The organism is Faecalibacter macacae (assembly GCF_003687725.1).
Lineage (GTDB): Bacteria > Bacteroidota > Bacteroidia > Flavobacteriales > Weeksellaceae > Empedobacter > Empedobacter macacae.
The window spans coordinates 44,874-71,636 of the sequence record NZ_RDOJ01000015.1; the positions used below are offsets into that span (position 1 = coordinate 44,874).

The window sequence follows — 26,763 nt, forward strand, 5'->3', positions numbered from 1 at the left end:
AATTCAAATTAATTTTAATTAACATTTCTGTCTTTGTTACTGATATAAATTGCACCAATTATAAAACATACAGCAGCAATTCCGATAGGATACCAAAGTCCTTCTAAATAGAATTCTGGATTTCCACCGTTTTTAGCATTTGTTACCAAATATGTAGAAACTGCTGGTAATAAACCACCGAAAATTCCATTTCCTACGTGGTAAGGTAACGACATCGATGTATATCGTATTTTTACAGGGAACATTTCAACTAAGAATGCTGCAATTGGACCATAAACCATTGTGATGAAAATAATCTGAATCCAGATTAAACCTACTAATGTCCATTTATCACTACTGTTAATGTGGGTAGTTTTTTTAATGTTTTCACTAATTTTTCCGTCAACAATTTTAGCTGTACCATTTTCTAGATGTCTTGTTGTTACTTGTTTGAATTCAGTTCCGTCTGCAAAAGATTTTTGAACAGTGTAGATTGAATCTGTTTTATTGCCATCAACTTTATATTCAGCTTTTATAATTGTTTTTTCAGTAATTTCTTGTTTGTTTTCAATGTTGGTTGTTTGATACATTTTATCATAAATCGTACGATAAGATAATAATGCCAATAACATACCAATTAACATAACCCATTTTCTACCAACTTTATCACTTAACCATCCAAATACAACGAAAAATGGAGTACCTAGTAGTAATGCAATTCCTAAAAGTGTGTCTACTTGATCAGATTCAATATTCATAACGGTTTTCATGAAGCTCATTGAATAGAATTGACCAGTATACCAAACTACACCTTGTCCCATAACTGCACCAAATAAGGCAAGTAAAACAAACTTCATATTGTAGCGGTTACCAAAAGATTCTTTTAATGGATTAGTAGAAGTTGTTCCTTCGTCTTTTGCTTTTTTGAATGCAGGCGATTCGTCCATGTTTTTACGAATTAAGTAAGAGACATAAACCATAAAAATTGATAATATAAATGGAATTCTCCATCCCCATTCATCAAATTGTTCTTCAGTTAAGAAAGACTTAGTTAATAAAATAACCAATAAAGAAACGAATAAACCTACAGTTGCAGTTGTTTGGATCCAAGAAGTCCAATATCCTCTTTCACCGTCAGGAGCATGTTCAGCTACATAGGTAGCAGCACCTCCATATTCACCACCAAGAGCTAAACCTTGTAAAAGTCTTAAGATTAAAACTAAAAAAGGAGCTATAAATCCGATAGTTTCGTATGATGGAATACATCCTATTAAAAATGTAGCTCCTCCCATAAGAACTAATGTTGCCATGAACGTGTACTTACGTCCAATAATATCTCCTAATCGGCCAAAAAATAAGGCTCCAAAAGGACGAACAACAAATCCTGCAGCAAAAGTTGCAAGTGTCGATAAAAATGCAGCTGTTGGGTTATCTGCAGGGAAAAATTTTGTAGATAATACAACGGCTAAACTTCCGAAGATAAAGAAATCATACCATTCAATAAGCGTTCCCATAGAGGAAGCTCCAATCACTTTCCAGATTGTTTTTTTGTTAGTAGTTTCGCTCATAAATTTGTGTGTTTTGTGTTTATTAGTGTTTTGATTTTTGTTTTAATTCATATTATAATAATATCATTGCTTGTATAGTTACCATATCGTCTAAATGACTTGGTTGATCAAAAGATTTTTGATATTCGATTGATATTTTTGCATTTTGTCCATCGATATACCAGTTTCCACCAATTTTTAATTCGTTAGCAGCTTCTGTTAATCCTTTAAAATCGCGGTAAGAATATCCAACATAAGGTTGAATTCTGTTTCTGAATTTTGATTCGCCTTCTTTTACAGTTTTTGGTAATAAATAACCTACATGTCCAGAAAATTGATTTCCGTCTCCAACAACATTTCCTTGTACGTAATGTTCACCCATATTAGATTTTTGGAATTTTGCATATGCTGTTATAGAAGAGCTTTCTCCGATAGGAGCATCATAAAAAGCATCTATAGCAAAATGCGAAACATTATCACTTACTAAAACGTCGTTTTCGTTTCTTACAATTGCATCATTATGATTAAAGAATCCAGCTCCGACATTGAATACTTTTTTAGTTCCTAAATAAGTTCCAACTCTATAAGGTAATGCATTCGATTCTTGATCTAAGAATTGATAATCAAAATATCCTGAAACAACATATTTACCTTTTCCTAAAATTGCTTTTCCAAGGTATTTTTCTTGTCCGTTAGCTATCGCTGTATTAACATTTCCGTCTAAAGTATTGGTAAGAGCATCATTAACAGCCATTCGGTAATTTAATTTTCCAATACGACCTTTGGCAAAAATTCCTAAGTGATTAGCAAATTGGTCAGATAAACCTAAAGTGCTCCAATCAGCACGATTATTATCTAATGTTAGCATATTAATTGAGCCTTGGCCGTTTCCTCTTGAAATACCTCCAAAATTGTGAACTCCTGTTCCGATAGCTAGATTATTTGTGACTTTATATTGTAAAAACATTTCGTGTAAAAAGAAAGATACATCAGTGCTTTTACCAGTTGGGTGTAAATTATTATCGTATATACCATTTGCTCCAAAATGAGTCAAAATCATAAATCGATCATTAATTTGTGAATAAGCTAAAACTCTAGCTCTTTTAATGGAAAATCCATCATTTGCATTTGTGCCTTCGTAATCTTGAAACCAAGTTTGGCCCCATAATAGAAAACGTATGTATTTATTTCCTTCTGGGTTTAGTTTTACAACAAGACCTCCGTCATATTCAGATGCAAATTGGGCATCAACATTAGATGCACCTACCGTAGTAAGTACAGCTAATGCTATAAGAAGTTTCTTCATAATTTTTTGTAGTGTTAATTGTGTAATGGAAGGTTATAATTATAATCTTCTTTTTTTGTGTTTAACTAATATAGATATTTAACTTATAGTTGTGTTTTATTTGATAAAGAATTTTGTTTTTATTTTATTAGTGTTAAAAATACGCTAATAAAAATATAAAATTGATAAAAATCATAATAGTTTTTTATAATAATATTACATAATTATTGTTTTTAAATGCTTATAATTAAATAGTTAAACATTTATTTTTGAAGTTAATGGATAAGATTCTATTTATTTAATATATCAAGTCATTTGTAATAATTGATGTTAATATTATACACTATAATTTCAAAATTAATTTTGTATCTTCTAATCAAATTAGCCTATTTTGATAGTGAAGAAAATTATAATATTCTCATTTTTTTCCTTTCTTTTTCTTGTTTTGGTTTTCCAAAATTTGAAAGTGAAAAACGTTTTTATGATAAGCAATTAAATATTGAATTAAAGGAAGCTTCTTTTTTATTAGAAGATTTAAAAATTAACAAAGAGTTAGAAATAAAACTTTTACATGGGGTAGAGAAAAGTGTTACTAATGATTATTATTCCAATAAATTTAATGCGCTGCTGGTACAGTATTACACTTTAACAGGCCAAATGGAAAAGTGTTATTCGATTTTTGTAAAAGAGATTGCTAGAAAAAATATTGATAGTAAATTATCATATATATTATTGTTAAGTGAGTTTTATGATTTATTTAATGCAATTTCTTATACTGATTACAAAAGTCCTATTTTAAATAGAATTCAATTTGTAAATGAGCATTTAAAAGGCGATGAAAAAAAATATGTAGAGTCAATTTTATTACTAAAAAAGAGTTTATCATTTAACAAAAAAAATATAAATGTTAGTCGTGATGCGTTACAAAAAAGCATTGGAATTTTAGATGAATTAAGTGATATTCTAACTAAAGAAGATTATTTGATTGCAAAAACCAAAACATATAATTTTTTAGCAATTACATATTTAGAACATGTAGTTGAAGGAAACTTAAAAGAAAATGATGAAAATAGAATTAATCATGCTATTTCGGTTTTTAAGCAATCCCTAAGGTTTAATGAAGGAAAAAGTGCATTTTCTACATTTATTGTATACAATAATTTAGCTTATGTATATAATGTAAAAGGTGATTTTAATGAATCTTTAAATTATTCATTTAAAGCAAAAGAATTAATAAAAAATGCAGATTCATCAGTTTCTTTAAATGCAAAATTATATTGTAATATGACAGATAGTTACAGTTTGAAATTAGATGAAGGAAATTTACAGAAATATTATCCAATATGTATAAATCGACTTGAAAAAGTGAAGAGAAAGGATGAAACTTTACTGAAGTTAATTAATCAGAATAAAATAAATATTAATCCAGAAATAAAATTTGTTAAGCCTAATAAAATAGGTGAAAAATTATTGATATTTTTTGCATTTATAGCTATTGTTTCTTCTTTATATTGGTTTAATAAAAAAGCTAAAAAATGAAATATTAACTTTTAAATTTTTGCTTACTAATTCAGAATGATTTAAATTTAATAGGTGTAAAATAAACGCTATGAAGAGAGTATTTTTTGAAAAAGATCCTAAAAAAGATTATTTATTTGTAATTACTGAACCTGATGACACTTCGGAGATTTATCGTGTACGAAACTTTACAGACGAGTCTGGTATGGAATATGTCTATACTTTAGTTGGTGAACGTAAAATTTTAACTGATGAGGTATTGAAAAATAACGTGTCTTCACTAGCAAGTGGTAAATATAAAAATTATAATGGCGAAGGTGATTTAACTTCGGCTAAAGATTGTATTGAAAGTATGATTGATTATAGGTGTTTAAATAAAGACAACGAAATTTACATTTACGTAAGAAATAAGTAACAATTTTGTTATTTCACTATAAATTTACAGAATGAAAAAAGTACTAATCGTCGTTTTAGGAATTTCATTCTGTTTTTTATTTTTAATTACTTCTTTTGAATATTTTTTAAGAGCCATTCCTAATGATTTTAATACAAAGCAATTTTTTCTAAATAATAACAGAGATAATATACAGGTTTTAATCTTAGGAAGTTCACATGCTTTTGTAGGTATCAATCCTAATGAATTAGATCAAAAAGCTTTTAATTTGGCTTATTCTTCACAGACTTTAGATTTAGACGAAAAGCTCTTTAATCGTTATAAAAATGAGTTACCACAATTAAAAACTGTAATAATTCCGGTTTCATATTTTAGTTATGTTTTGGCTTTGGAGGATGGTGTCTCTAATTATAAAATAAAGGATTATAACATTTATTATGGATTATTTTCGCATACGTTTCAGCTAAAAAATCAATTTGAAATTTTTTTTCAATCTATAGATAAGAATTTAATTGATTTAAAACGATTTAATAAATCTTTTAACGGTAAAATAACAATAGATTCTACAGGATTTATTAACAAGCGCTATATAAAAACGAATTTAGATTGGGAAGAAAGTGCGATACATGCAACAAATTCTCATTCAAAAAATATGAATGAAAATTTAACTCAAAAACGCATCATTCAAAATCAAAAATCATTAGAAAATATCATCGCTTGGTGCCAAAAAAATCAGGTACAAGTCATCTTAGTGTCTTCGCCAACTACTGATGCATATGTTCAGAAATTGGATATGGAGCAATTTGATCATTGGCGAAAAACAACTAAGTATATAACTGATAAATATTCAAATGTAATTTGGTTAAACTATTTAGATCATAATAATTTTTTTACAAGTGATGATTTTCAGAATGCGGATCATTTAAGTGAAAAAGGCGCAGCTAAAATGACAAGGTTAATTAATCAATATCTTTAATTGGTAGAGGTTGCCATTGGTCTACAATTTTATTGTTTTTGTAAACCGTAGCTTGTTTTATTCCTCGATAAAAAGGCCCTTTGTCAATCAAAATAAGCGTGTCTAAATGGCTAATTTGATCTAATATTTCTTTATTAGGAAATGTTTGTAAACTGTTTTTAAAACCTATAAAAACATTATCATTAGATAATTTTGCAAGATCATCGTTTGTGATGATTTGTACATCGTTCTTCGTTGCGTAAAATTGATCTAAAATATAATCAAACGTAACTAAATTTTTACCTTTCAGAAATGGACTATTTTGTAAGAAATCGATTAATTGTCTTACGTTTTTATAAAAAGTTCCTACCATCGGAGGTTTCGGAATGTTTAATTCGAACAAGTTTCCGTCAATCAATCGCAAAGGTTGTTGTAATTGTAGCTCATTTTTATGATTGATTAGATGTTGATAATTAAATTTTCTTTCTTTTAATTCATCTTCAATTTGCACTAAAATTTGTTCGTTTTTAATAGGGATAAATTGATTGATAAAATCAATTAATTCTACGTCAGATAATCTGTCAAAGACTAATGATGCAATGTGTGTCTGGCTCATACAATAAATATTTAAAATGTTTATTGTATTTCGAAAAATAGGGGAAATCTTACGTTTATTTTGGAGTGTAATCCCGTATTATTTGACCACCGTGGAGACTGCTCTCGGTTGGTATCACAAAACTGTGATTCGAAATACAAGTTAAAATTAGAGCTAATTTTTTAATTTTCAAAATCCTATTTCAGATCGAGTAATGATAAATTATTCTTTTGATTCAGAATGCTTACATTTACGCGACTAAAACGAATGAAATGGATAATTATATTCAGATAGAAAACCAATTAAAAGAAGAATTTTCTAATTTAAAATCTCGTAAAAATTTATTAAGTAATATACGTTTAGCAGCATTTATTGCCACATGTATTTTATTCTATTTCTATGTTTCTCAGGATAATATTTTAATGCTTTTAGCAACAGGGATTTTATTTGTGATCTTTATGATTTTTGTAGTGAAATCGACAAATGTTACGAATAAAATCACGCATATTTCTCAGTCATTGTTAGTCTTAGAAGATATTAAAGCTGATGACAGAATTGATGAATATGCTGCAATAAACGACGAACATTTTGCTAACGTTTACAACAAAGACTTAGATATTTTAGAAGGTCAATCTTTATTTAATCGTTTAAATAAAACACAATCATACGTCGGAAATGTTCAGTTAAAACATTTCTTATCTCATCTTATTTTAGAAAAAGAAAATATCTTAAAACGTCAATCAGCTTTAGAGGAAATTAAAAATAAACCAGATTGGATTGTTAAGTTTCTAACTTTTTCAAGCAAAGCAAATCTAAAATCTTTTGAAATTTTTGGTGAATTAAATCATCAGTTTCAAAATCAAAGTTTACGTTTTTTACCAATTGGTTTAGGTGCAATTAATTTACTTACTTTTATTTATTTAGCAGTTTTAGGTTTTCCTAAAAAAGCTGTTTTCTTTTGGATTGTGATTGCTGTTCCTGTTGGATTTATTATCAATTTTATTTTCAAAAATCGGATCAATAAATCGCTTTCATTTGCTTTTATTAATGCAGAACAGTTGGATAATTTGATTGATTTACTGATTCATGTAGAAAATGAGGATTTTAAAGAAGAACATAATATTGAGTGTAAAAATGGATTGTTTAACGAAGGTGTTAAAGCCTCAGAGCAATTAAAAGGTATAAAATCTACAATGGATGGTTTTTCTGCTTTAGGAATTCCTATTGCAGGTTTTTTATTGAATTGTTTTACGCTTTGGAAGTTGTTTCACACCATTCAGTTAGAAAATAGAGTTGGAACGGCAATCAAGAATAATCAAGATTGGATCATTAAACTTTCAGTGTTAGAAGCGTATATTTCGTTTGCTATTTTTAATGATAAATTCGATACATTTTCAAAACCAATTGTTTCTAATCAACCGTTTGAATTAAGTTTAAAAAACGCTTTTCATCCGTTATTAAGTGAAGAAATTGCGGTAAAAAATGATTTCGAATCCAATCGTCAGAATAATATTGCAATTGTAACAGGAGCTAATATGGCTGGTAAAAGTACATTTTTGCGTACTGTTGGGACAAATCTTGTTTTAGCAATGAATGGAGCAAATGTAAGTGCTGAAAAGATGATTTTTTATCCGATGGATATTTATACAAGCATCCGTACAGTTGATAATCTTTCTTCTGGAGATTCGTACTTTAAAAACGAGATTAATAAGTTGAAAATTTTAATTGATCGTTTAGAAGAAGGTAAACCTCAATACATAATTTTAGATGAGATTTTGAAAGGTACAAATTCAGAAGATAAATTAATTGGTTCGCAAAAATTCTTAGAAAAATTGATGAACTCTAAAACAAATTTAACATGTTTTATTGCAACGCATGATTTAGAATTGACAAAAATGGAAGATGAATATCCGAATCATATCATTAACTATTGTTTCGAATTAAAAAATGTAGACGAGAATTATTTTTCGGATTATAAATTAAGAAAAGGAACGACTAAAATGATGAATGCAATTTATCTTTTAAAACAATATCAGATTATAGATTAATCACAATAAAAAAGACCATTTACAATCTGTAAAATGGTCTTTTTTTAATTATATATTTTACATATTTTGTAATCTAACAGGTAATGAATAACTCATTTTAACGTTTTTACCGTTTAATACAGCTGGCTGAATTTTTTTATCACTTAATTCATTTTTTGCAAAAACCATTTCTAATACTTTTGCAGTTTTTTGTCCAAACTCATCATTAGTTGATGATCTAATGTCAGAAATAGAACCATCTTCATTTATAACAAAGTTAACTCTTGTTACGTAGCTTTTTTCTTTAAATTGTTCTGCTACATCTCCCATTAAATCTCCTAAATCAACCGATATACTTTTAGAGAAACAATCTTTTACTGATTTTTCTTTCTCGCAGTTTTTAGGGTAAATAGCGTGTTGATCTACTTGGTCTCCAGTGTAAATTTGTTGTCCAAATGCAAATTGTGCGATAAATAAACTTAAAGTTAATGTAAGTGCTTTCATATGTAAAGTGTTTAATTTATTTAAAAATAGTTATTTATGTGTTTGAATAGATTTATTAGATTGTTAATTTTTTTGTTAAATTAATATTTATAAATAATAAAAAGTACTTCAAGAAAAGAGTTTCTTTTATTGAAAAACCGTTCTCAGATATTTGTTCATCTAATATAAGAATGAGAAAAAACTTATAATTTTAATCTTCAACAATGTTTATTTTCTAAATTTCAACATATATTCTAATGCAAATTTTTACCTTTAGCAAGAAGTTTAAAAGCTATTGAAATGAATGACAAACAGGAATTTCCAACATTTGATATTTGTAATTTAAATACGGATAAAAATATCAACGAATTATTTTCTGTTGATCGTTTCAAGGGTTATGTAGATAGTAATCCTCATCTAAAACAAATGCATAATCATCACTATTATCACTTAGTTTATTTTACTGAAGGCAGCGGTGAGCATATTATAGATTTTGAAAGTTTTCCAGTGCAATCTGGGATGATGTATTTTATGCGTCCGGGGCAAGTTCATCAATGGCGATTTCAAAATAAATACGATGGATATGTAATTAATTTTAGTGCGAATTTTTTTGATTGGTTAGGTATTCATTCTGGAATACTAAATCATTTTTCGTTTTTTAAAAGTATGCAATTACAGCATCAAGTAACGATGATTACAAATGATCAATCAGTTGAAGTTGTTTCAATTTTTGAACAAATTTTGCAAGAACATGCTTTAAATGATTCTACTTCTAATCTAAAAATAGCTACATTACTTCTGCAATTATTTATTGATGTAAATCGTTTCTTTAATCCGGCAGAATCTTCTATAAATGAATATCAATCAGTATTAATTCATAATTTTAAAGATTTGATCGAGCAATTTTTTAAAGAGAAGAGATTGCCGAAAGAATATGCCGAAATGTTGTACATCACACCTAATCATCTAAATGCGTTATGTAAAGATGTTATAGGAATTTCAGCTGGCGAATTAATTCGAAATCGTGTAATTTTAGAAGCTAAGCGCTTATTGGTTAATAAAAATATCACTGTAAGTGAGGTGGCTTATGCATTAAATTTTCAAGATGTGTCCTATTTTGTGAAATTCTTTAAAAAAGACACTCATCTTACTCCAGAACAATTCAGAAAACAATATTATTTGTAATTTCATCCCAATTTAGAACTTATTTATACTCAAAATAAAATAATAAATAATTGATTTTCATTTGTTTATATTATTGTTTTTTTGCTTCTAATATTATCAGTAAAAAGTACCATATTATCAGCGAATAACACAATTATTGTGCTTTATGGACTATCTAATTTTGTTGTACAATTAGATGTCATATGAATAATAATAAAAAAGAAGAACATTTTTCATGGGATTATGCACAGGAAAACGAAGCCTTTCGTAATGCTGTTGCTACTATGGAGAAAAATGGAACAAGAAAATGGGTTTATGCAAAAAAGCCTGCGGGTAAGTATACAAATTATCGTTCGATTGTTTCGATTTTACTTTTAGCTTTACTTTTTATTTTACCGTTTATAACTTTACCTAACGGAAATCCAATTTTCAAATTTGATGTTTTTAATACGCAGTTTGTGTTATTTGGATATCCATTCTTTACAACAGATTTCTTTTTGTTGGCTTTCGGGATGATTATTTGTGTTGTATTTGTTATTTTATTTACAACGGTTTATGGTCGAATTTTCTGTGGTTGGTTTTGTCCTCAAACAATATTTTTAGAGTTTATATTTCGTAAAATTGAATATTTAATTGAAGGAGATCGTAACAAACAAATTCGTTTAGATAAGCAAGAGTGGGACGAAGAAAAAATAATGAAAAAAGGAGCTAAGTGGTTTATTTATTACTTGATTTCTTTTGTTATAATTAATATTTTGATGGCCTATATCGTTGGAATGGATTTTTTGAAATCGATGTATACAGATTCTCCTTCTGATCATATCGGCAAATTCATCGGGATGTTTATTATTAGCTGGTTATTCTTCTTTGTTTTTGCATGGTTTAGAGAACAAGCGTGTACGTTAGTTTGCCCATATGGTCGTTTGCAAGGTGTTTTAATTGATAAAAATTCTATGCAAGTTTCATATGATTTTAAAAGAGGTGAAGGACGTTCTAAATTCCGTAAAAATGAAGATCGTAAAGCTGCAGGTAAAGGAGATTGTATTGATTGTGGACAATGTGTTGCCGTTTGTCCTACAGGAATTGATATTAGAAATGGATCACAGTTAGAGTGTGTAAATTGTACAGCTTGTATGGATGCGTGTGATGAAGTGATGGATAAAATTAATTTACCAAAAGGTTTAATCCGTTTCGCTTCAGAAGAAAATATTAGCGAGGGTACACCTTTTAGAGTTTCATTTCGTATGGTTTCTTTTTCTGTGATACTTATTGCTATGATTGCAGGTTTATCTGTATTTGTGATGAATAGAAGTGATGTAGAAGCTAAGTTTTTACAAATTCCAGGAAGTGATTATAGGGAAGAAGGAGTATTTATTGTCAATACATTGCAATATAGTTTGATGAATAAGACTAATCAACCGCACAAATTAAAAGCTGTGATTTTGTCTCATCCTAAAAGTGAAATTGAATTGATTTCAGATCGTAATAAAACAATCGATATTAATGCTGGCGAATTGAAGCAAGGATTTATTAAAGTGAAAATTCCACGTGCAGAATTAGAGTCTTATAAAGAATTGATTCGTATCGAATTAATCGATGAAAAAAATAATCCAATTGATCAATACGAAATTAGCTTTATGGCTCCATTTGATATTGGTATTCAATAATAGTTATAATAAGAAAGCACCTCAATTTTGAGGTGCTTTTTTTATTCCGCTAATGAAATATTTTTGTTATCTCTAATTTTAGAAGAAACATATACGTAAAATTCTATAATACCAATTAGTATTAAAAAATACCCAAATAATTCGGTACATTCTTCCGCTGCATTTTTTACATTTCGAGTATAATCTTCAGTTCCTTCAACTACTTTCCAGAATTTTTTACGTCCAAACATTCTAGAGAAGATTAATAAAGTTGTAAAACCTAAAAATAATATTCCTGATGATGACGTTTTAATAAATTCTTCAATTTCAGAAACAATAGTTTTTCTAATTTGAAAGATTTTATATCCCACTAAACTTGCAAAAATAATACAAATGAATTTCCATGAATGTTCTGCAATTGCACTGTCTAAGAAAGCGTCTTGTTCACGAATAAAAAACAATCCTAAAATTAATATTAGTATATATTTTATTGCTTGATATCCTCTTGTAAACGTAAGTGAGATTAATGATAATATTAAAAAAATGTTTTGTGCTTGTTCAACTAAACTACTTTCAGCAAATTTCACATCATCTGTTGTTGTCATTCCGTCATATCTCATTAACTCCATTAATCCGTAAGTTAAAGCTGCATAAATAGCGTACCTTAAAAATGTAAATTTCATCCTTATATTTCTTAATTTTTATACTAAAATAGTAGACAGTTTTACTTTTCAATAAGACGCATGAAAGTGCGGCCTATTGAAAAATAAGCTGTTATGTATTGTGTAAATGTTTTTTTTAGTTAATAGGTTTTGGGGTTGTAATCATTTATATAGGTTGATTTTTTTAAATGATTATTGTTTTATAGTTTGTGGAAAATATTATTGCCAAAATTAAGGCTAAAATTTTGTTTTAAGTAGTTTAAACATCGGTTAAAATGGTTTTTAATTAACCTTACGATTAGATTTTCTTTTGTAACTTTTTGGTGTTTCTCCTTGGTTTCTTTTAAAGAATTTAGTGAATGAAGAAGCGTCCGAAAAGCCTAATAAATCTGCGATTTCTTGAATTGTTAGTTCGTTTTTTTGAAGTGTTTTTTTAGCTTCACTTAAAATCATTTTGTCAATAATTTTACGCGGAGTTTCTTTTGTAATTGTTTTTACTGAACTAATTAAATGCTTAGGGGTTATGTTTAGTTTTTCAGCAAAATATTCTACACCTTTTTTCTGATTTGTATTTGTATTAAGTAAAATGATAAAATCTGATGTAATGATTTTTGCACGATTAATTTCTGTTGCAAAATTATGTTTGTTGGATATAAATAATTCTATTATTTCATACAATAGAATCGAAAATGCGGCATTTGTTTTATGATGTTTAAAAATCGTATTTTTTTCGTTTATTTTTTGTGTAAATAACTGAATTGAGTCTAATATATTAACAAGCTGTATTTCTGTTAATGTTATTTTAGAGAAATAGTTTAGGTTAAGAATCTGTAAAGGTTCAAAAGTTTTTATTGTTTCAGTTATCTGAGGAGATAGATTGTTGTGGATTCCTATAATAATTACTTCGCAGTCAAGAGAAATTTCTACTTCTTTGATTGAAATAAATGGTTTGATTCCAATTAAATCATTTTTAGAAATATTAGTTAACTCGTTTTCAATATTTAAAACAACATTTCCGTTTGTGCATAGTATCAATCCTGAATATTCTTTTGCATAAGGAGGCATGTCCTTTCTAATTTCTTGCAAAAGACCTTTCTTGATGAAATAAGATTCGTTTAATAATTTATCAGGATTCAATTTATATTTTTTACAAAAATAAGATTAAAACTTGGCTTGTTATGTAACAGAAGTAACAATGAGGTATTTCTGGGGTGTGGGAATTAATTCGGATGCTTTTTATTATTTTTGTTTCAAAGAAAAATACAATGGCTCAAGAAATTTTAAACCAATTAGCTGAAGGTTCAGCAATTTTTAATGATGTAATCGCGTTTATCGAATCTAAATATACGCATACACCAACAGCTTTTAAAAATGGAGCGCAAGAAAATGCAGCAGATCAAAATCAAGGAAGTGCAAAAGTTTTAGCTTTTGGAAAATTAGAAAATTTATCGGTAGAAGATACATTAAAATTATTTGCAGAACATTACCAATCAGTTTTAGATACGCCTGAAGGAACAGATCATCAAAATATCCGACAATTTATGGCGAATGGTTGGGAAGGTGTTTCTTTTGATGGAACAGCTTTAATTGCGAAATAATACGAGATGAAAAACTTAACACTACTATTTATTTTATGTTCTTTTTTTGCTTGCGCGCAAGAGACGAATACAAGTGAATTAAAAGAAGAATCTCCAATTGTTTATTTGCCTAAAGAAACAGATGTAATGCCTGTTTTTGATGGTTGTGTTTTGTATCCTACAGTTCAGGAAAATGTAAATTGCTTTTCTGCACAGATGAATAATAAATTTATTGAAATATTTAATTCAAAATTCGATCATACAAAATTACCAAAAGGTGTAGTTAAAATAACTTATGTAATTGGTAAGGAAGGTAAATTGAAAGAAATTAAAGGACAAGGAGCGGAAGAGTTGATACCTTATGCTTTGGAAGTTTTTGATGAAATCAATAAAGATATTATTTATCAACCGGCAATTAAAAATGGAATTCCGGTAGATGTTAAATTTTCGATGCCATTTAGGTTACAATAAAAAAAGGAAGTTAAACAACTTCCTTTTTTTATACTTGTTTAATAATATAGGTGACAATTCCCCAGACTAAGAAATCATTGTCTTCTGTGATACGAATAGGTTTAAATCTTTTATTATATGGAATTAGCCAAAGACAATCTTTGTCTACTTTTATTTTCTTAACCGTAAATTCGCCATCAACCATACAAACTGCAATTTTACCGTTAGTTGGTTCTAAACTTTTGTCAATGATTAAAATATCTCCTTCATCCATATCAGCATCAATCATCGAATCTCCTTTTACTCTGGCGTAAAAAGTGGTTTCTTTATTTTTAACCAAGGCAACATCTAAACTTATTTTATCTGTTTTAAAATCTTCAGCAGGCGAGGGGAATCCTGCCTGAATCGTATTTTCCATTAATGTTACTTCATAGCCAAGTGTAAATTCGGGTTGTGCGACTGTTAATTTCATTATGCTAAGTTTAAATCTATTTCTATTAATTGATTAATATTCGTGGTGTAATTTTTTGACAAATGCTCTTGTCTCATTTTCCAAGTTCGTTCTAAATCTTGTGATCCTAATTTTATTTTTGTTTCACCAATTTTTCGGTTAAGTCCATCAATTGTTTTCATCAATTCTTGATGTCTTGAATCTTCATCACTGAAAAGATTCAGTTGTTTTTGATTAGCATCTGTAATTCCAGATACGATAACACCAGCTCGTTTATATGCAAATCCTTCTTTGTAAATTTGCTCTAATCCTTTTATGGCGTATTTTGCTAATGTGATGGATGAATTGCTAGCAAAAGGTAATTTTAAAACAACGTTTCTTCTGTACTGCAATGTTTCTTTTTGTGGATTGGTTTGAATGAAGACAGAAATCAAATTAGCATTCGAATTTTGTTTTCGTAATTTTTCGGCACAACTTGATGCAAATGTTACGACGCGTTCTTTTACGAATTCGAAATCATTTTCGTCGTGTTCAAAAGATCTTGTTGTCGCAATATTTTTTTTGTTTTTAATGTCTTCTAATTTTAAAACAGATTCTCCTAATAATTCCTTTTTTAATCGAAGCTCAACCACAGAAAATTCTTTTCTTATATATTGATCTGATAATTGTGTAAAATCATAAGCATTATTTATATTCAGAAATCTTAATCTTGCGGCTAATCGTCTTCCAATTCCCCAAACATCTTCTATAGCTATCCATTTTAAAGCTTTGATTCGTTTTTCTTCAGAATCTATGGAATAAATGCCATTCAATTGCTTCGGAAATTTTTTTGCAATTCGATTGGCTATTTTTGCTAAAGCTTTCGTTGGTGCTAATCCAACACAAGTTGGTACACCAACACCTTTTAGTATTTCTTGTTTGATTTGATGTGCAATTTTCTCGATGTTGAAAAAATCATCATAACCATTAAATTTTAAAAAAGATTCGTCTATAGAATATACTTCAATATCAGGCGTGTATTTATTCAAGATATTCATTACTCTTTCGCTAATATCAGCATATAAAGCATAGTTACTTGAAAATATTTTTACGTTATTTTTCTGAAAAAGTGATTTGTATTGAAAAAAAGGTGCGCCCATAGGAATGCCAAGTTGTTTAGCTTCTTCTGAACGAGAAATGACGCATCCGTCGTTGTTAGATAGCACTACAACAGCCTGGTTAGAAAGTGTTGGATTAAATATCCTTTCACAACTCACATAAAAATTATTACAATCAATTAAAGCATACATATTGTTCCAAAAGTATTTTTGATTTCGGACAAGGAGTGTCGTTTTAATAGTTAAGTTGTAAAGTTTTGTTAATAATTGATTTTTAACAAATTAGGGCTTTGCTTTTGATTCGTTCTAGGTCATGTTAATCTAAACCAAAACATTATGTTCGAAAGTAAGCAATATTTATATGCTTCGTCAAGCGAAGCGTTGCAGCAATTAAAGGAAAAAGGATACGAGCTAGATTTTAATCTATTACAGAATCGTATTTTAGATCACCCACAAGATTTTAAAATAATTTATATTTTTAGATATGAAGGTGAGTCAAGCCCAGAAGATTCTTCTACAGTATATGGAATTGAATGTTTGTCTAGTGAAGAAAGAGGTGTTTTTGTGATGGGAAATCCTGCTTACGATATTTCGAATGCTTCAAATTTATTATATATGTTAGAGATTGAAGGCAGGGGATATAATAAAAGAGGAATTGTTGCGTAACAATTCCTCTTTTATTCTTATTTAAGTAAGATACTATTTTGCTCTACGGCATAGTACTTTATATGGAATAGCAAATGAGCTATTATATTTTGATTTTAATTTTCTAATATCTGATGATGCAGATCCTTTTGTAAAGTAATCGCCAACTAAAACTCTGTAGTCTGGAGCAAAATAAGCAACTTGAGAGCTAAGATGTGGGTTCGCATTATCAAATTCATTTTTTACTTTTTGTGCATCAGCTCTGTTTTTAGAATAATAAATCTGAATTTTATAACCATTAATTTGTGTTTGTGTAGCACAAGGATCCGCTGCAGTTGCTTTTGGAGACTCTTTCTTTTCTACAACCTTTTTTACTGCTACTGGACACGAAGCGTCTTCTTTTGCAGTAATCACTTGATTAATTCTTTGATCTAATTCTATTTTCAATGTACCGTTATTATTAATAACGACAGTGTCAATTTTTTCTTGAGCAAAAAGAATTGTTGAGAACAACATTACAAAAAATGTAATAAAATTTTTCATGAATGAACTAATTTGAGCAAATATACTTTGAACTTTACTACTTAAAAAATAAAATAATAAGAATAAAACTGATTTAAGCGAATATCATTCCAAAATGATTTGTCTACATTAAATAATAAAAGAGTTCATGAAGAAAACTTATTTATTATGTTAAACACATTTAGTCTGTATCTGAAATATTGAATATGAATTATTAAATAAGGTAAAATAAATAATGCAAGATCAAATCATCAATAGAAATTATGAAGGGATAATTTATCTCAATTAATTTAGAACAGTTTTAAATTAAGCTGAATGATAAAGTTCAGTATGCATTCTTTATGATTTTATTAAGTATTGAAAGTATTTTTGCTCTTAGTTAAGTGTTCAAATAAAAACTAATTAAAAGTAAACAACGAATTGAGAAATTAAGTAAATGAAGGCAAGATTTCTAACGAGAATACGTTTATGGAGTGCCGCGGTTCTTATGGCCACGTTCTCCCTTACTCAAGCACAAGATGCAGGAAAAGGTTACGAATTATTCGACCAAAATTGTACTGCATGTCACCAGGTCGATGGTAAATTGATCGGGCCAGAATTACGTAATATCGAGCAACGTCTAAAAGACGAGCAAGGTTTAGGTAAGGAATGGTTGTACGCTTGGATTAAAGACAACAAAGCATTACGTGAATCAGGAGATGCGTATGCTAACAAAATTTACGCAGAGTACAATAACACAGAGATGTTAGCCTTTCCAGGTCTTTCAGATGGTGATATTGATAACTTATTAGCGTATACTGCTGACCCAGATGGAGGTAAAGCTGCTTATGATGCTGCTAAAGCTGAAAAAGAAGCTGCAGACAAAGCTGCTAAAGATGCTGCTAAATCTAACGGTGGAGGTGCTTCTACAGGTATCGTTGCTGTTGGTTTTGTTGTATTAGCTGCTTTATTATTATGGATTTTAGTACGTGTAAACGCATTAGTAAACGCTACTGCAGCAAACGAATTAGATCCAACAGTTGCTAAAACAGCAAAATCTTTCTCAGAAACTTTCGAGAAGTATAAGAAAGTTGCAGGATTAGCAGTAGGTGTATTAGCATTCGTAGGATTATTCAACATTTACTGGGGAATGATGGGTGTAGGTGTAGATAAAGGTTACGAACCAGAACAACCAATCTACTTCTCTCACAAAGTTCACGCTGGTATCCAAGGTATCGATTGTCAATACTGTCACAGCTCTGCGAAATACGGTAAAGTATCAGGAATTCCTTCTACTAACGTATGTATGAACTGTCACAAGTCAATCAAAGAATACAAAGGTGAATACTTCGAAGAAGAATTAGTAGCTTCAGGTAAATTTGCTGACGGAAATGAAGTTAAGAAGTTCTATACAGGAGAAATCCAAAAAATGTATAAAGCTATCGGATGGAATCCTGAAACAAATAAGTATGAAGGAACTCAAAAGCCAATTGAGTGGGTACGTATCCACAATATGCCAGACTTCGTATACTTCAGCCACGCACAACACGTTGTTGCTGGTGAGCAAGCTATCTTAAAAGCTATCAAAGAAGGAACAATTCCAAACGCTGCTGAATTAAACATCGGAGGTGGAGATCAAGTTTGTTTCGCTTGTCACGGACGTGTAGACGAAATGAATGAAGTTAGAATGGCTAACGATTTCACTATGGGATGGTGTGTTGAATGTCACAGAACTACAGAAGTTGACATGGACAACGGTTATAACAAAGAATATTACGCAGAATTACACGAAAAACTGAAAAAACAATACGGTGATGCTACTAAAGTTACAGTAGATGCTATCGGAGGTTTAGAGTGTGGTAAATGTCATTATTAATATAAAAAAGAGAGGAGTATAAATGGCTTCGAAGAAAAATTACTGGAAAAGTTTTGAGGAGTTAACAGACATTACTTTAAATGAAAAGTTAACTACCAATGAATTTGCAGAAGAGATTCCTGTAGATAATTTCTTAGGGAATGATAACGCCATGGAGAATAACCAAACTTCACGTCGTGACTTTTTGAAGATTTTAGGGTTCAGTACAGCTGCTGTTACATTAGCAGCCTGTGAAGCTCCAATCGTAAAATCTGTTCCTTACGTAGTAAAACCAGAGGATATTAATCCAGGGGTTCCTACATATTATGCATCATCAATTTTTGATGGGTATGATTACGCTAACGTATTAGTACGTACAAGAGAAGGTCGTCCAATTCGTATCGATGCGAATAAAGGAGCAAAATATTTTGGTTCTACAAATGCACGTGTTCAAGCATCTGTATTATCATTATACGATTCAGATAAAATTAAAACACCTTTATTAAATAGCGGTGATAAATTCAAACAAACTTCTTGGAAAGAAGTTGATGCTAAAGTAACTAAAGCATTAGCATCATTAGGAGGGAAAAAAGCAGTTATCTTAACTTCTTCATTACCTTCTCCTTCTACTAAGAAATTAATTGCTGAATTTGCTGCTAAATATCCAACAGTTCAACACGTAGTTTACGATGCAGTTTCTTATTCTAACGGATTAGATGCAGCTCAAGAATTCTACGGGAAAAGAGAATTACCTTACTACGATTTATCAACTTCAGAATTAGTTGTTGCTTTCAACGCTGATTTCTTAGCTGATTACAATGGTGGTGGTATGGAAGGTGCGTACGCAGAAGCTCGTAAACCAGGAGCTACAATGTTACGTCACATCCAAGTTGAATCTGTTTTATCTTTAACTGGTGCTAATGCGGATACTCGTATTCCATTACAACCAACTGCAACTGAAAAATTATTAGCTGAAGTTTATAACGGATTACAAGGTGGATCTGTTTCTAAAGAAGCTCAATCAATTGTTGCAGAATTAAAAGCAAAAGGTTCTAAAGCCGTAGTTATGGCTGATGGTTCTAAAGAAGCTTACACATTAGCTTTCGCTATCAACCAATTATTAGCTTCTTCTGCAGTTTCTACAAAAGCTGTTAAATTAAAAGAATCTAATGACGCTGCTTTCAACCAATTCATCAACGAAGCTAAAGCTGGTCAAGTAGGAGTATTATTATCTTACCAAGTAAACCCAGTTTATAATAGCAACAAGTCTAAAGACGTTGAGGCTGCTTTCAAAGCAATTGCTTTAAAAGTTGCAATGACTGAAAAATTAGATGAAACTGCTTCTTTAGCTGATGTTGTAGCTCCAGTTACACACGCATTAGAGTCTTGGAATGATTTTAACCCTTTAACAGGTGTTTATTCATTACAACAACCAACAATCCGTCGTGTATTTGACTCTCGTCAATTCCAAGATTCATTAATCGCATGGATGACAGGTCAAACTGAAGTTGTAGAAGTTGTAGATGCAAATGATCCAATTATGCAAATTGCTGCTTCTGCTACAAGACAAAAAGTTTCTCCATACTTCTTATATGTTAAGAACAACTGGGAAGCTGCTATCTTACCTCAGTTAGGAGTTGACTTCAACAAAGCTTTATACAATGGATATAACGAATCTCAAGAAGCTACTTCATTTGCAGGTAATGCAGGTGTAGCTGCTGGTGCTGCTGCTAAATTAGCTGCTGCTAAGCCATCAACTTGGGAAATTCAATTCTATGCTAAAGCTGGTTTAGGAGATGGTACACAAGCTAACAACCCTTGGTTACAAGAGTTACCAGATCCAATCACAAGAAACTCTTGGGATAACTACTTAACAGTAAATCCAATGGATGCTGAGAAGTTAGGAATCAAAATTCAAGATAACTACAACGTTACAAACGGAAGAATGCAATTTGACGGTGAGTTCGTTAATGTAACAGTTAATGGAAAAACTGTAGAAGTTCCTGTATTCATCCAACCAGGTCAAGCGTTAGGAACTGTAGGTTTAGCTTTCGGTTACGGACGTACTAAAGCTGGTAAAGTAGCGAATGGAGTAGGTGTTAATGCATTCGAATTATACGCAGGAAATGTAGGTGCTACTAATGTTACGATTGAGAAATCTTCTCGTACAGACAAACACCCATTTGCTAACATGCAACAACAACCAACTTTAATGGGACGTTACGAGATTGCTCGTGAAGTTTCTTTAAATGATTTCATCAATACAGATCGTCAAGAATGGAATCCAGTTCACGTTATGCCAACTTGGAGAGGAACAACTCCTACAGGTGAAGTTGATATCTGGGCTTCTTTTGATCGTTCAACTGGACCTCACTTCAACTTATCTATCGACATGAATGCATGTACTGGATGTGGAGCGTGTGTTATTGCTTGTCAAGCAGAAAACAACGTACCAGTTGTAGGTAAAGATGAAATGCGTCGTTCTCGTGATATGTACTGGTTAAGAATTGACCGTTACTACTCTGATGTAACTTATAATGATCCAAACGGAAAATTAACTCAGAAAGTAGCGTTAGAATTAGATCCAGACAACGAGCCACAACAATACACTCGTTTAATTAAGCCAGAAGCTGAAAATCCAGATGTGATCTTCCAACCAATGATGTGTCAACACTGTAACCACGCTCCTTGTGAGACTGTGTGTCCAGTTGCTGCTACTTCTCACGGTCGTCAAGGTCAAAACATGATGGCTTATAACCGTTGTGTTGGTACTCGTTACTGTGCTAACAACTGTCCTTACAAAGTTCGTCGTTTCAACTGGTTCAACTATAACTTAAATGATAAGTTTGACTTCAACATGAACAACGACTTAGGACGTATGGTATTAAATCCAGATGTTGTAGTACGTACTAGAGGGGTAATGGAAAAATGTTCTTTCTGTATTCAACAAACTCAGGCTACTATCTTAAAAGCTAAGAAAGAAGGTCGTCGTGTTTCTGATGATGAATTTAAAGATGCAGCAGCTTGTGCGGCAGCTTGTGGTTCAGGAGCAATGAAGTTTGGTGATATCAATGACGAAAAATCTGATGTAAGAAAATTATCTAAGGATAACCGTTCTTATGTTTTATTAGAAGAAATTGGAACTAAACCAAATGTTATCTATCAAGTTAAAGTTAGAAACAGAAAAGAGAACGCATAATTAATTTATTAAAGAATCATAAGGTAAACAAATATGTCACATTACGAATCACAGGTAAGAGAACCCCTTATTACAGGACATAAAACCTACCACGATATTTCTAATGACATCGCACGCCCGATTGAGAGTAAAGCAGGTAAACTTTGGTGGACTGCTTTCGGGATTGCATTCGTAGCATTCTTATTAGGTATTGGGTGTATTGCATATACAGTAGGAACAGGTATCGGTGTATGGGGATTAAATAGAACGATTAACTGGGCATGGGATATCACTAACTTCGTATGGTGGGTAGGTATCGGACACGCAGGTACGTTAATCTCAGCCGTATTATTATTATTCCGTCAAAAATGGAGAATGTCGGTAAACCGTTCTGCGGAAGCCATGACTATCTTCGCCGTTGTACAGGCAGCGTTATTCCCTGTAATCCACATGGGTCGTCCATGGTTAATGTACTGGGTTTTCCCAATTCCTAACCAATTCGGTTCATTATGGCCAAACTTTAACTCGCCATTATTATGGGACGTTTTCGCGATCTCGACTTATTTCTCTGTATCAGTAGTTTTCTGGTTCATTGGATTAATTCCTGATTTCGCATTAATTCGTGACCGTGCAACTAAACCATTTGCTAAGAAAATCTACGGAATCTTATCATTCGGTTGGGGAGGTAAAGCTAAACACTGGCAACGTTTTGAGGAAATCTCATTAGTATTAGCTGGTTTATGTACACCGTTAGTATTCTCTGTACACACAATTGTATCATTTGACTTCGCAACGTCAGTAATTAAAGGATGGCACTCGACTGTATATCCTCCTTACTTCGTAGCAGGTGCGATCTTCTCAGGATTCGCGATGGTACAAACATTATTAGGAGTTTTACGTAAAGTATTCCACTACGAAGCATATATTACTCGTAAACACATCGAGTACATGAATATCGTAATCGTTGTAACTGGAGGTATGGTAGCTGTAGCTTACTTAACTGAGTTATGGATTGCATGGTACTCTGGATCTCGTTACGAAGATTTTACATACTTCTCTCCAGGTGCTGCAACAGGACCTTATTGGTGGGCTTTCTGGGCGTTAATTTTATGTAACGTATTAATCCCAGGTTTATTATGGATTCGTCCTATTAGAAGATCTTTCTTCTGGACTTTCATCATTTCTATCGTAGTTAATGTTGGTATGTGGTTCGAGCGTTTCGATATCATCGTAATCAACTTATCTCGTGACTACTTACCATCAAGCTGGACTATGTTTATGCCAACGTTCGTTGACGTAGGTATCTTCGTAGGAACAAACGGATTCTTCTTTGTATTATACTTATTGTACGCACGTACATTCCCAGTATTACCACAAGCTGAATTAAAAACTATTTTGAAATCATCTGGCGAAAGCTACAAAAAACATCATACTGAAGATGAGCATCACGAACACTAAAATCGTATACGGTCTTTACGGAGACGACGATGATTTAATGAAAGCAGTAAAATCAATTCGTAAGCAAGGTATTACAATTGATGAAGTGTATACACCATTTCCTGTTCACCATTTAGATAAAGCTTTAGGTTTAAAGAAAACTCGTATTTCTGATATCGGTTTCTTCTATGGTTTATTTGGAACAACGTTAGCAGCAACTATGACTTGGTTTATCATGAACCACGATTGGGCGCAAGACATCGGAGGGAAACCAGCTTTCTCTTGGGGTCAAAACATGCCAGCGTTTATTCCAATTATGTTCGAGTTAACGGTATTCTGTGCAGCGCACTTTATGTCTTGGACTTATTTATTCCGTAATAAATTATATCCAGGTGCAGCGCCACAAAATCCAGATCCTCGTACAACTGATGATAAATTCATGATTGAAATTCACACTACTGATGTAGAGAAAATCAAAAATGTATTTATTGAAACAGGAGCAGAAGAGGTTACTGTAAAAGGTGACTATGGTCAAAGTGTTAATAATTTAGTACAAGAAGAAGCATAATGAAAAAAATTGCACTATTTATAGGTTTAGCAGGAGTTCTTGTAACTTCTTGTTCGGATAAAAAACGTACGCCAAGTATCGTTTACATGCCAGACATGTACTATGCTACAGCGTATGATCCTTACCAAAAAGCAAATGCAGAGTATCCAGAGAGAGAGACTGCATCAGATGTGCCAGTTTTCAATGCACACTATAACATGTCTGCTTTAGAATCTGTTGAAGGTTCTGTTGCAAGATCTGAAGGTGACATTCTTCCTTGGCCATATAAAAACAATAACGCAGGTTATGCTCAAGCTAAAGCTATAACTGCATCACAATTAAAAGGTGATAAAGTAAAAGATTTAGAAAAGGGTAAAAAGTTATATGCGCAAAACTGTGCGGTATGTCACGGAGCTGCTGGAGATGGACAAGGTTCTATTGTTCAGTCAAAAGCTTACTCTGGAGTACCAACATACGGTGAACGTGATATAACTGTAGGTTCTGTATACCACGTAATTATGTACGGTAAAAACGCGATGGGTTCTTACGCATCTCAATTAACACCTGCTGATCGTTGGAGAGTTGCTGAATACGTTATGAGTTTGAAAAATGGTGGAGCAGAGGCTGCACCAGCTGCAGAAGCTCCTGCAGTTGAGGCTGAAACAACAACTGAACAAACAACTAACGAAAAATAATCAAATAAGTTAATTTATCATGCAATATACATTTTCCCCAAAATTAAAAATGACTTCTCTTATCATGGTTGTGGTAGGGGTTGTACTTTACGGGATCGGATTTTTCTTACATCAATCTGATGTAGCAAATTCTCATGAATATATTAATGGATTAATTCAAGCAGATCCAACACAATTCTATGGTGATTATGTTTCTGATGCGTATATTTCATTCAATACGGATCATGATGCACACATGTCTCACTTAGAGAATTTATTAAAAAACAGACCTTGGGCTGCTTTTTATGTACCAGCTTATTTCGCTTTCGGAATTGCTGCATCTGCATTATTCTACTTATGTATTCAATTTGTTGCTAACGCAGGTTGGTCTATGGTTGTAACACGTGTTATGGAAGGTATCGCATCTTTCTTACCTGTTGCATCTGTATTATTAATGGTTATCGTAGTAGGTTCTGCAATGCACTGGAATCACTTATTTCACTGGATGGTTCCTGAGTTATTAGATCCAGAAAGCCCACAATACGATATCTTTATGGCGAATAAAGCTCAGATTTGGTTAACTACACCATATTGGGTAATTCGTTGTGTAATCTACTTAGTAGTATTATCATTAATGGTTCCTGTAATCAAAAATGCTACTCGTAAATTAGATGAAAATCCTGGAGATAGAGGTTTATTCTCTTCTTTATATACAAAATCTGTAATTTATATTGTGATTTTCGCAGTATTCTCTGCAGCATTTGCTTGGGATTTCGTGATGTCTTTAGACCCTCACTGGTTCTCATCTTTATTTATGTGGTACGGAATGGTTTCATACTTAGTTTCTGCGGTTTCTATTATGGCAATCATCTCAATTTACTTAAAGAGAAAAGGATCTTTACCATTATTCAATGACAACCACTTACATGATTTAACAAAATACATGTTCGGTTTCTCATTATTATGGTCTTACTTATGGTTCTGTCAGTTCATGTTACAATGGTACGCGAACATTCCAGAAGAGGTACAATACTTTGAGCAACGTATGGCGCAATACCCTTACTACTTCTACATGTTAGTTGTAAACTTATTTGCACCATTCTTAATCTTAATCTCTTCTTCAATGAAGCGTCGTTTCAACATCGTTTTCGCTATGGGGTTTGTAATTATCTTAGGTCACTACTGGGATTTCTACAACCAAATTATGCCAGCGGCTGTTGGACCGTTCCACAACTTCGGATTTATGGAGATTGGTTCTTTAGTAGCAATAGCAGGTTTATTTACTTTCGTAGTAATGAATGCTATCTCTAAATTAAACTTAGAAGCTAAAGGTCACCCTTACTTCCACGAATCAAAAATTTACGAATACCCATTCTAATCGATTGGTTAATCATAAAACTAAAAAGCTCGATGCAAATGCATCGAGCTTTTTTTATTTAATATATTTTCGTATTAAGAATTTCTACGTTTTATTTCTAAATTGATAATGAATTGATCAACATCATCAGAAGTTGCTAAATTACCAACTACATAAACGCCTTTATCTCCATTTTCTTTGTTTACAATTCCATAAACAGATGATTCATCATCAGGATTACTTGCACCTTCGTAACGATAGATATACGTAATATCAAAAACATCTGGATTTACCAGAATTCGTTCTTTTTCTAAGTTGTAGTCTATGGTATATCCTAACTCTTTTAATTCTTCAAGTGCTACACTTACAGATTTGTATCGGTATTGTAATTTTTCTTTCATAGTTGTTGATTTAGTTTCTTTTATTTATAACAAAACATATTCCATTGTTAATCATTACTGTTTATAGATATTATTTTATTTCTTAAAATATTTCAACTGTAATAAAATGTATAAATATTCATTTTTTTTATAAAGTTAATATTTATTAATGTGTTTATATTCAGTGGTATAGTGTTCTATATTTATGAAAATTGAAGATTTATATAAATTTTGACAACAATAGTTCTATTGATTTGCATATTATTATTATTGAAGTAATTAACGTTAAGGAGTATGTTATAGGTTGCAAACTATAACAAAAGAATTAAAAACTAAATTACTTTAAAAATGAAAAAAAT

General features: G+C 31.2%; 25 protein-coding genes and 1 riboswitch. Of the genes, 15 read left to right on the forward strand and 10 right to left on the reverse strand.

Annotation, left to right across the window (positions count from 1 at the left end):
- Positions 1 to 14: 14 nt before the first annotated feature.
- Both EAH69_RS10680 and EAH69_RS10685 read right to left on the reverse strand, forming a co-directional pair.
- The gene (locus EAH69_RS10680; RefSeq protein WP_121935196.1) at positions 15 to 1,547 is read right to left on the reverse strand and encodes an MFS transporter; all 1,533 of its coding nucleotides are present in this window, start codon (positions 1,545 to 1,547) and stop codon (positions 15 to 17) included.
- A gap of 52 nt (positions 1,548 to 1,599) precedes the next feature.
- Positions 1,600 to 2,832 (reverse strand): hypothetical protein, encoded by a 1,233-nt coding sequence (locus tag EAH69_RS10685; protein WP_121935197.1) that lies wholly within the window; start codon positions 2,830 to 2,832, stop codon positions 1,600 to 1,602.
- Positions 2,833 to 3,174: 342 nt separating this feature from the next.
- Here EAH69_RS10685 and EAH69_RS10690 point away from each other — a divergent pair, with 342 nt between their 5' ends.
- The 3 genes from EAH69_RS10690 to EAH69_RS10700 all read left to right on the forward strand — a co-directional run bounded on the left by EAH69_RS10690 (position 3,175) and on the right by EAH69_RS10700 (position 5,699).
- Positions 3,175 to 4,350: a flagellar export chaperone FliS gene (locus tag EAH69_RS10690; RefSeq protein WP_147439135.1), complete on the forward strand. Its 1,176-nt coding sequence runs from the start codon at positions 3,175 to 3,177 to the stop codon at positions 4,348 to 4,350.
- A gap of 70 nt (positions 4,351 to 4,420) precedes the next feature.
- A complete protein-coding gene (locus EAH69_RS10695) occupies positions 4,421 to 4,744 on the forward strand; it encodes a hypothetical protein (RefSeq protein WP_121935199.1) in 324 nt (107 codons plus the stop codon).
- A gap of 31 nt (positions 4,745 to 4,775) precedes the next feature.
- Entirely contained in the window at positions 4,776 to 5,699 is a 924-nt protein-coding gene (locus EAH69_RS10700) for a hypothetical protein (RefSeq protein ID WP_121935200.1), read from the forward strand.
- Here EAH69_RS10700 and EAH69_RS10705 read toward each other — a convergent pair.
- Complete coding sequence (locus tag EAH69_RS10705; protein ID WP_121935201.1) at positions 5,683 to 6,294, reverse strand: hypothetical protein; 612 nt, start codon at positions 6,292 to 6,294, stop codon at positions 5,683 to 5,685. The two genes, EAH69_RS10700 and EAH69_RS10705, sit on opposite strands and share 17 nt — an antisense overlap.
- Positions 6,295 to 6,340: 46 nt before the next feature.
- Positions 6,341 to 6,437, reverse strand: a riboswitch (SAM-I-IV-variant riboswitch).
- 108 nt (positions 6,438 to 6,545) lie between these two features.
- Here EAH69_RS10705 and EAH69_RS10710 point away from each other — a divergent pair.
- Positions 6,546 to 8,321, forward strand: coding sequence for a MutS-related protein (locus tag EAH69_RS10710; RefSeq protein WP_121935202.1), 1,776 nt, complete (start codon positions 6,546 to 6,548; stop codon positions 8,319 to 8,321).
- Positions 8,322 to 8,378: 57 nt separating this feature from the next.
- Here EAH69_RS10710 and EAH69_RS10715 read toward each other — a convergent pair whose 3' ends face one another.
- Positions 8,379 to 8,804, reverse strand: a complete 426-nt coding sequence (locus EAH69_RS10715; RefSeq protein WP_121935203.1) for an energy transducer TonB — start codon at positions 8,802 to 8,804, stop codon at positions 8,379 to 8,381.
- A gap of 279 nt (positions 8,805 to 9,083) precedes the next feature.
- On the opposite strand from EAH69_RS10715, the gene EAH69_RS10720 reads away from it, so the two are divergent.
- The gene (locus EAH69_RS10720) at positions 9,084 to 9,968 is read left to right on the forward strand and encodes an AraC family transcriptional regulator (protein WP_121935204.1); all 885 of its coding nucleotides are present in this window, start codon (positions 9,084 to 9,086) and stop codon (positions 9,966 to 9,968) included.
- 182 nt (positions 9,969 to 10,150) lie between these two features.
- Complete coding sequence (gene ccoG / locus EAH69_RS10725) at positions 10,151 to 11,614, forward strand: cytochrome c oxidase accessory protein CcoG (protein ID WP_121935205.1); 1,464 nt, start codon at positions 10,151 to 10,153, stop codon at positions 11,612 to 11,614.
- A 41-nt stretch (positions 11,615 to 11,655) separates the two neighbouring features.
- On the opposite strand, the gene EAH69_RS10730 is transcribed toward ccoG, so the two are convergent.
- Positions 11,656 to 12,276, reverse strand: a complete 621-nt coding sequence (locus EAH69_RS10730; protein ID WP_121935206.1) for a hypothetical protein — start codon at positions 12,274 to 12,276, stop codon at positions 11,656 to 11,658.
- Positions 12,277 to 12,537: 261 nt separating this feature from the next.
- The gene (locus EAH69_RS10735; RefSeq protein WP_121935207.1) at positions 12,538 to 13,392 is read right to left on the reverse strand and encodes a helix-turn-helix domain-containing protein; all 855 of its coding nucleotides are present in this window, start codon (positions 13,390 to 13,392) and stop codon (positions 12,538 to 12,540) included.
- A 128-nt stretch (positions 13,393 to 13,520) separates the two neighbouring features.
- On the opposite strand from EAH69_RS10735, the gene EAH69_RS10740 reads away from it, so the two are divergent.
- Together EAH69_RS10740 and EAH69_RS10745 are read left to right on the forward strand one after the other, a co-directional pair.
- The gene (locus tag EAH69_RS10740; RefSeq protein ID WP_121935208.1) at positions 13,521 to 13,853 is read left to right on the forward strand and encodes a HopJ type III effector protein; all 333 of its coding nucleotides are present in this window, start codon (positions 13,521 to 13,523) and stop codon (positions 13,851 to 13,853) included.
- A gap of 6 nt (positions 13,854 to 13,859) precedes the next feature.
- Positions 13,860 to 14,303: an energy transducer TonB gene (locus EAH69_RS10745; protein WP_121935209.1), complete on the forward strand. Its 444-nt coding sequence runs from the start codon at positions 13,860 to 13,862 to the stop codon at positions 14,301 to 14,303.
- A gap of 28 nt (positions 14,304 to 14,331) precedes the next feature.
- Here the strand turns inward: EAH69_RS10745 and EAH69_RS10750 are convergent, their stop codons facing one another.
- Positions 14,332 to 14,754, reverse strand: coding sequence for a LexA family protein (locus EAH69_RS10750; protein WP_121935210.1), 423 nt, complete (start codon positions 14,752 to 14,754; stop codon positions 14,332 to 14,334).
- On the reverse strand, positions 14,754 to 16,022 hold the full coding sequence (locus tag EAH69_RS10755) for a Y-family DNA polymerase (RefSeq protein ID WP_121935211.1): 1,269 nt from the start codon (positions 16,020 to 16,022) through the stop codon (positions 14,754 to 14,756). Before EAH69_RS10755 ends, EAH69_RS10750 begins: the two co-directional genes overlap by 1 nt.
- 144 nt (positions 16,023 to 16,166) lie before the next feature.
- On the opposite strand from EAH69_RS10755, the gene EAH69_RS10760 reads away from it, so the two are divergent.
- Positions 16,167 to 16,496 (forward strand): hypothetical protein, encoded by a 330-nt coding sequence (locus tag EAH69_RS10760; RefSeq protein WP_121935212.1) that lies wholly within the window; start codon positions 16,167 to 16,169, stop codon positions 16,494 to 16,496.
- 33 nt (positions 16,497 to 16,529) lie between these two features.
- Here the strand turns inward: EAH69_RS10760 and EAH69_RS10765 are convergent, their stop codons facing one another.
- Positions 16,530 to 17,018, reverse strand: coding sequence for an SPOR domain-containing protein (locus EAH69_RS10765; protein ID WP_121935213.1), 489 nt, complete (start codon positions 17,016 to 17,018; stop codon positions 16,530 to 16,532).
- A 415-nt stretch (positions 17,019 to 17,433) separates the two neighbouring features.
- Here EAH69_RS10765 and EAH69_RS10770 point away from each other — a divergent pair, with 415 nt between their 5' ends.
- From EAH69_RS10770 to EAH69_RS10795, 6 genes are read left to right on the forward strand one after another with little or no spacing between them, the layout of a single operon-like run.
- Complete coding sequence (locus tag EAH69_RS10770) at positions 17,434 to 18,852, forward strand: c-type cytochrome (RefSeq protein ID WP_121935214.1); 1,419 nt, start codon at positions 17,434 to 17,436, stop codon at positions 18,850 to 18,852.
- A gap of 22 nt (positions 18,853 to 18,874) precedes the next feature.
- Positions 18,875 to 22,030 (forward strand): TAT-variant-translocated molybdopterin oxidoreductase, encoded by a 3,156-nt coding sequence (locus EAH69_RS10775; protein WP_121935215.1) that lies wholly within the window; start codon positions 18,875 to 18,877, stop codon positions 22,028 to 22,030.
- Positions 22,031 to 22,063: 33 nt separating this feature from the next.
- Positions 22,064 to 23,467: an NrfD/PsrC family molybdoenzyme membrane anchor subunit gene (gene nrfD, locus EAH69_RS10780; RefSeq protein WP_121935216.1), complete on the forward strand. Its 1,404-nt coding sequence runs from the start codon at positions 22,064 to 22,066 to the stop codon at positions 23,465 to 23,467.
- Complete coding sequence (locus EAH69_RS10785; RefSeq protein WP_121935220.1) at positions 23,454 to 24,014, forward strand: DUF3341 domain-containing protein; 561 nt, start codon at positions 23,454 to 23,456, stop codon at positions 24,012 to 24,014. Before nrfD ends, EAH69_RS10785 begins: the two co-directional genes overlap by 14 nt.
- The gene (locus tag EAH69_RS10790; RefSeq protein WP_121935217.1) at positions 24,014 to 24,688 is read left to right on the forward strand and encodes a c-type cytochrome; all 675 of its coding nucleotides are present in this window, start codon (positions 24,014 to 24,016) and stop codon (positions 24,686 to 24,688) included. The genes EAH69_RS10785 and EAH69_RS10790 overlap by 1 nt, the downstream gene beginning before the upstream one ends.
- Positions 24,689 to 24,737: 49 nt before the next feature.
- Positions 24,738 to 26,045 (forward strand): hypothetical protein, encoded by a 1,308-nt coding sequence (locus EAH69_RS10795; RefSeq protein WP_230466785.1) that lies wholly within the window; start codon positions 24,738 to 24,740, stop codon positions 26,043 to 26,045.
- A gap of 74 nt (positions 26,046 to 26,119) precedes the next feature.
- Here EAH69_RS10795 and EAH69_RS10800 read toward each other — a convergent pair whose 3' ends face one another.
- Entirely contained in the window at positions 26,120 to 26,425 is a 306-nt protein-coding gene (locus EAH69_RS10800; protein WP_121935218.1) for a hypothetical protein, read from the reverse strand.
- Between the last annotated feature and the right edge of the window lie 338 nt (positions 26,426 to 26,763).

What these genes read in the sequence shown, in the direction of transcription:
- EAH69_RS10770 (WP_121935214.1), top strand. Translation starts at nt 17,434, where the DNA reads ATGAAGGCAAGATTTCTAACGAGAATACGTTTATGGAGTGCCGCGGTT.
- EAH69_RS10765 (WP_121935213.1), bottom strand. Translation starts at nt 17,018, where the DNA reads ATGAAAAATTTTATTACATTTTTTGTAATGTTGTTCTCAACAATTCTT.
- EAH69_RS10680 (WP_121935196.1), bottom strand. Translation starts at nt 1,547, where the DNA reads ATGAGCGAAACTACTAACAAAAAAACAATCTGGAAAGTGATTGGAGCT.
- EAH69_RS10775 (WP_121935215.1), top strand. Translation starts at nt 18,875, where the DNA reads ATGGCTTCGAAGAAAAATTACTGGAAAAGTTTTGAGGAGTTAACAGAC.
- EAH69_RS10750 (WP_121935210.1), bottom strand. Translation starts at nt 14,754, where the DNA reads ATGAAATTAACAGTCGCACAACCCGAATTTACACTTGGCTATGAAGTA.
- EAH69_RS10710 (WP_121935202.1), top strand. Translation starts at nt 6,546, where the DNA reads ATGGATAATTATATTCAGATAGAAAACCAATTAAAAGAAGAATTTTCT.
- EAH69_RS10685 (WP_121935197.1), bottom strand. Translation starts at nt 2,832, where the DNA reads ATGAAGAAACTTCTTATAGCATTAGCTGTACTTACTACGGTAGGTGCA.
- EAH69_RS10755 (WP_121935211.1), bottom strand. Translation starts at nt 16,022, where the DNA reads ATGTATGCTTTAATTGATTGTAATAATTTTTATGTGAGTTGTGAAAGG.
- nrfD (WP_121935216.1), top strand. Translation starts at nt 22,064, where the DNA reads ATGTCACATTACGAATCACAGGTAAGAGAACCCCTTATTACAGGACAT.
- EAH69_RS10760 (WP_121935212.1), top strand. Translation starts at nt 16,167, where the DNA reads ATGTTCGAAAGTAAGCAATATTTATATGCTTCGTCAAGCGAAGCGTTG.
- EAH69_RS10695 (WP_121935199.1), top strand. Translation starts at nt 4,421, where the DNA reads ATGAAGAGAGTATTTTTTGAAAAAGATCCTAAAAAAGATTATTTATTT.
- EAH69_RS10795 (WP_230466785.1), top strand. Translation starts at nt 24,738, where the DNA reads ATGACTTCTCTTATCATGGTTGTGGTAGGGGTTGTACTTTACGGGATC.
- EAH69_RS10720 (WP_121935204.1), top strand. Translation starts at nt 9,084, where the DNA reads ATGAATGACAAACAGGAATTTCCAACATTTGATATTTGTAATTTAAAT.
- EAH69_RS10705 (WP_121935201.1), bottom strand. Translation starts at nt 6,294, where the DNA reads ATGAGCCAGACACACATTGCATCATTAGTCTTTGACAGATTATCTGAC.
- EAH69_RS10800 (WP_121935218.1), bottom strand. Translation starts at nt 26,425, where the DNA reads ATGAAAGAAAAATTACAATACCGATACAAATCTGTAAGTGTAGCACTT.
- EAH69_RS10730 (WP_121935206.1), bottom strand. Translation starts at nt 12,276, where the DNA reads ATGAAATTTACATTTTTAAGGTACGCTATTTATGCAGCTTTAACTTAC.
- EAH69_RS10700 (WP_121935200.1), top strand. Translation starts at nt 4,776, where the DNA reads ATGAAAAAAGTACTAATCGTCGTTTTAGGAATTTCATTCTGTTTTTTA.
- ccoG (WP_121935205.1), top strand. Translation starts at nt 10,151, where the DNA reads ATGAATAATAATAAAAAAGAAGAACATTTTTCATGGGATTATGCACAG.
- EAH69_RS10740 (WP_121935208.1), top strand. Translation starts at nt 13,521, where the DNA reads ATGGCTCAAGAAATTTTAAACCAATTAGCTGAAGGTTCAGCAATTTTT.
- EAH69_RS10745 (WP_121935209.1), top strand. Translation starts at nt 13,860, where the DNA reads ATGAAAAACTTAACACTACTATTTATTTTATGTTCTTTTTTTGCTTGC.
- EAH69_RS10715 (WP_121935203.1), bottom strand. Translation starts at nt 8,804, where the DNA reads ATGAAAGCACTTACATTAACTTTAAGTTTATTTATCGCACAATTTGCA.
- EAH69_RS10790 (WP_121935217.1), top strand. Translation starts at nt 24,014, where the DNA reads ATGAAAAAAATTGCACTATTTATAGGTTTAGCAGGAGTTCTTGTAACT.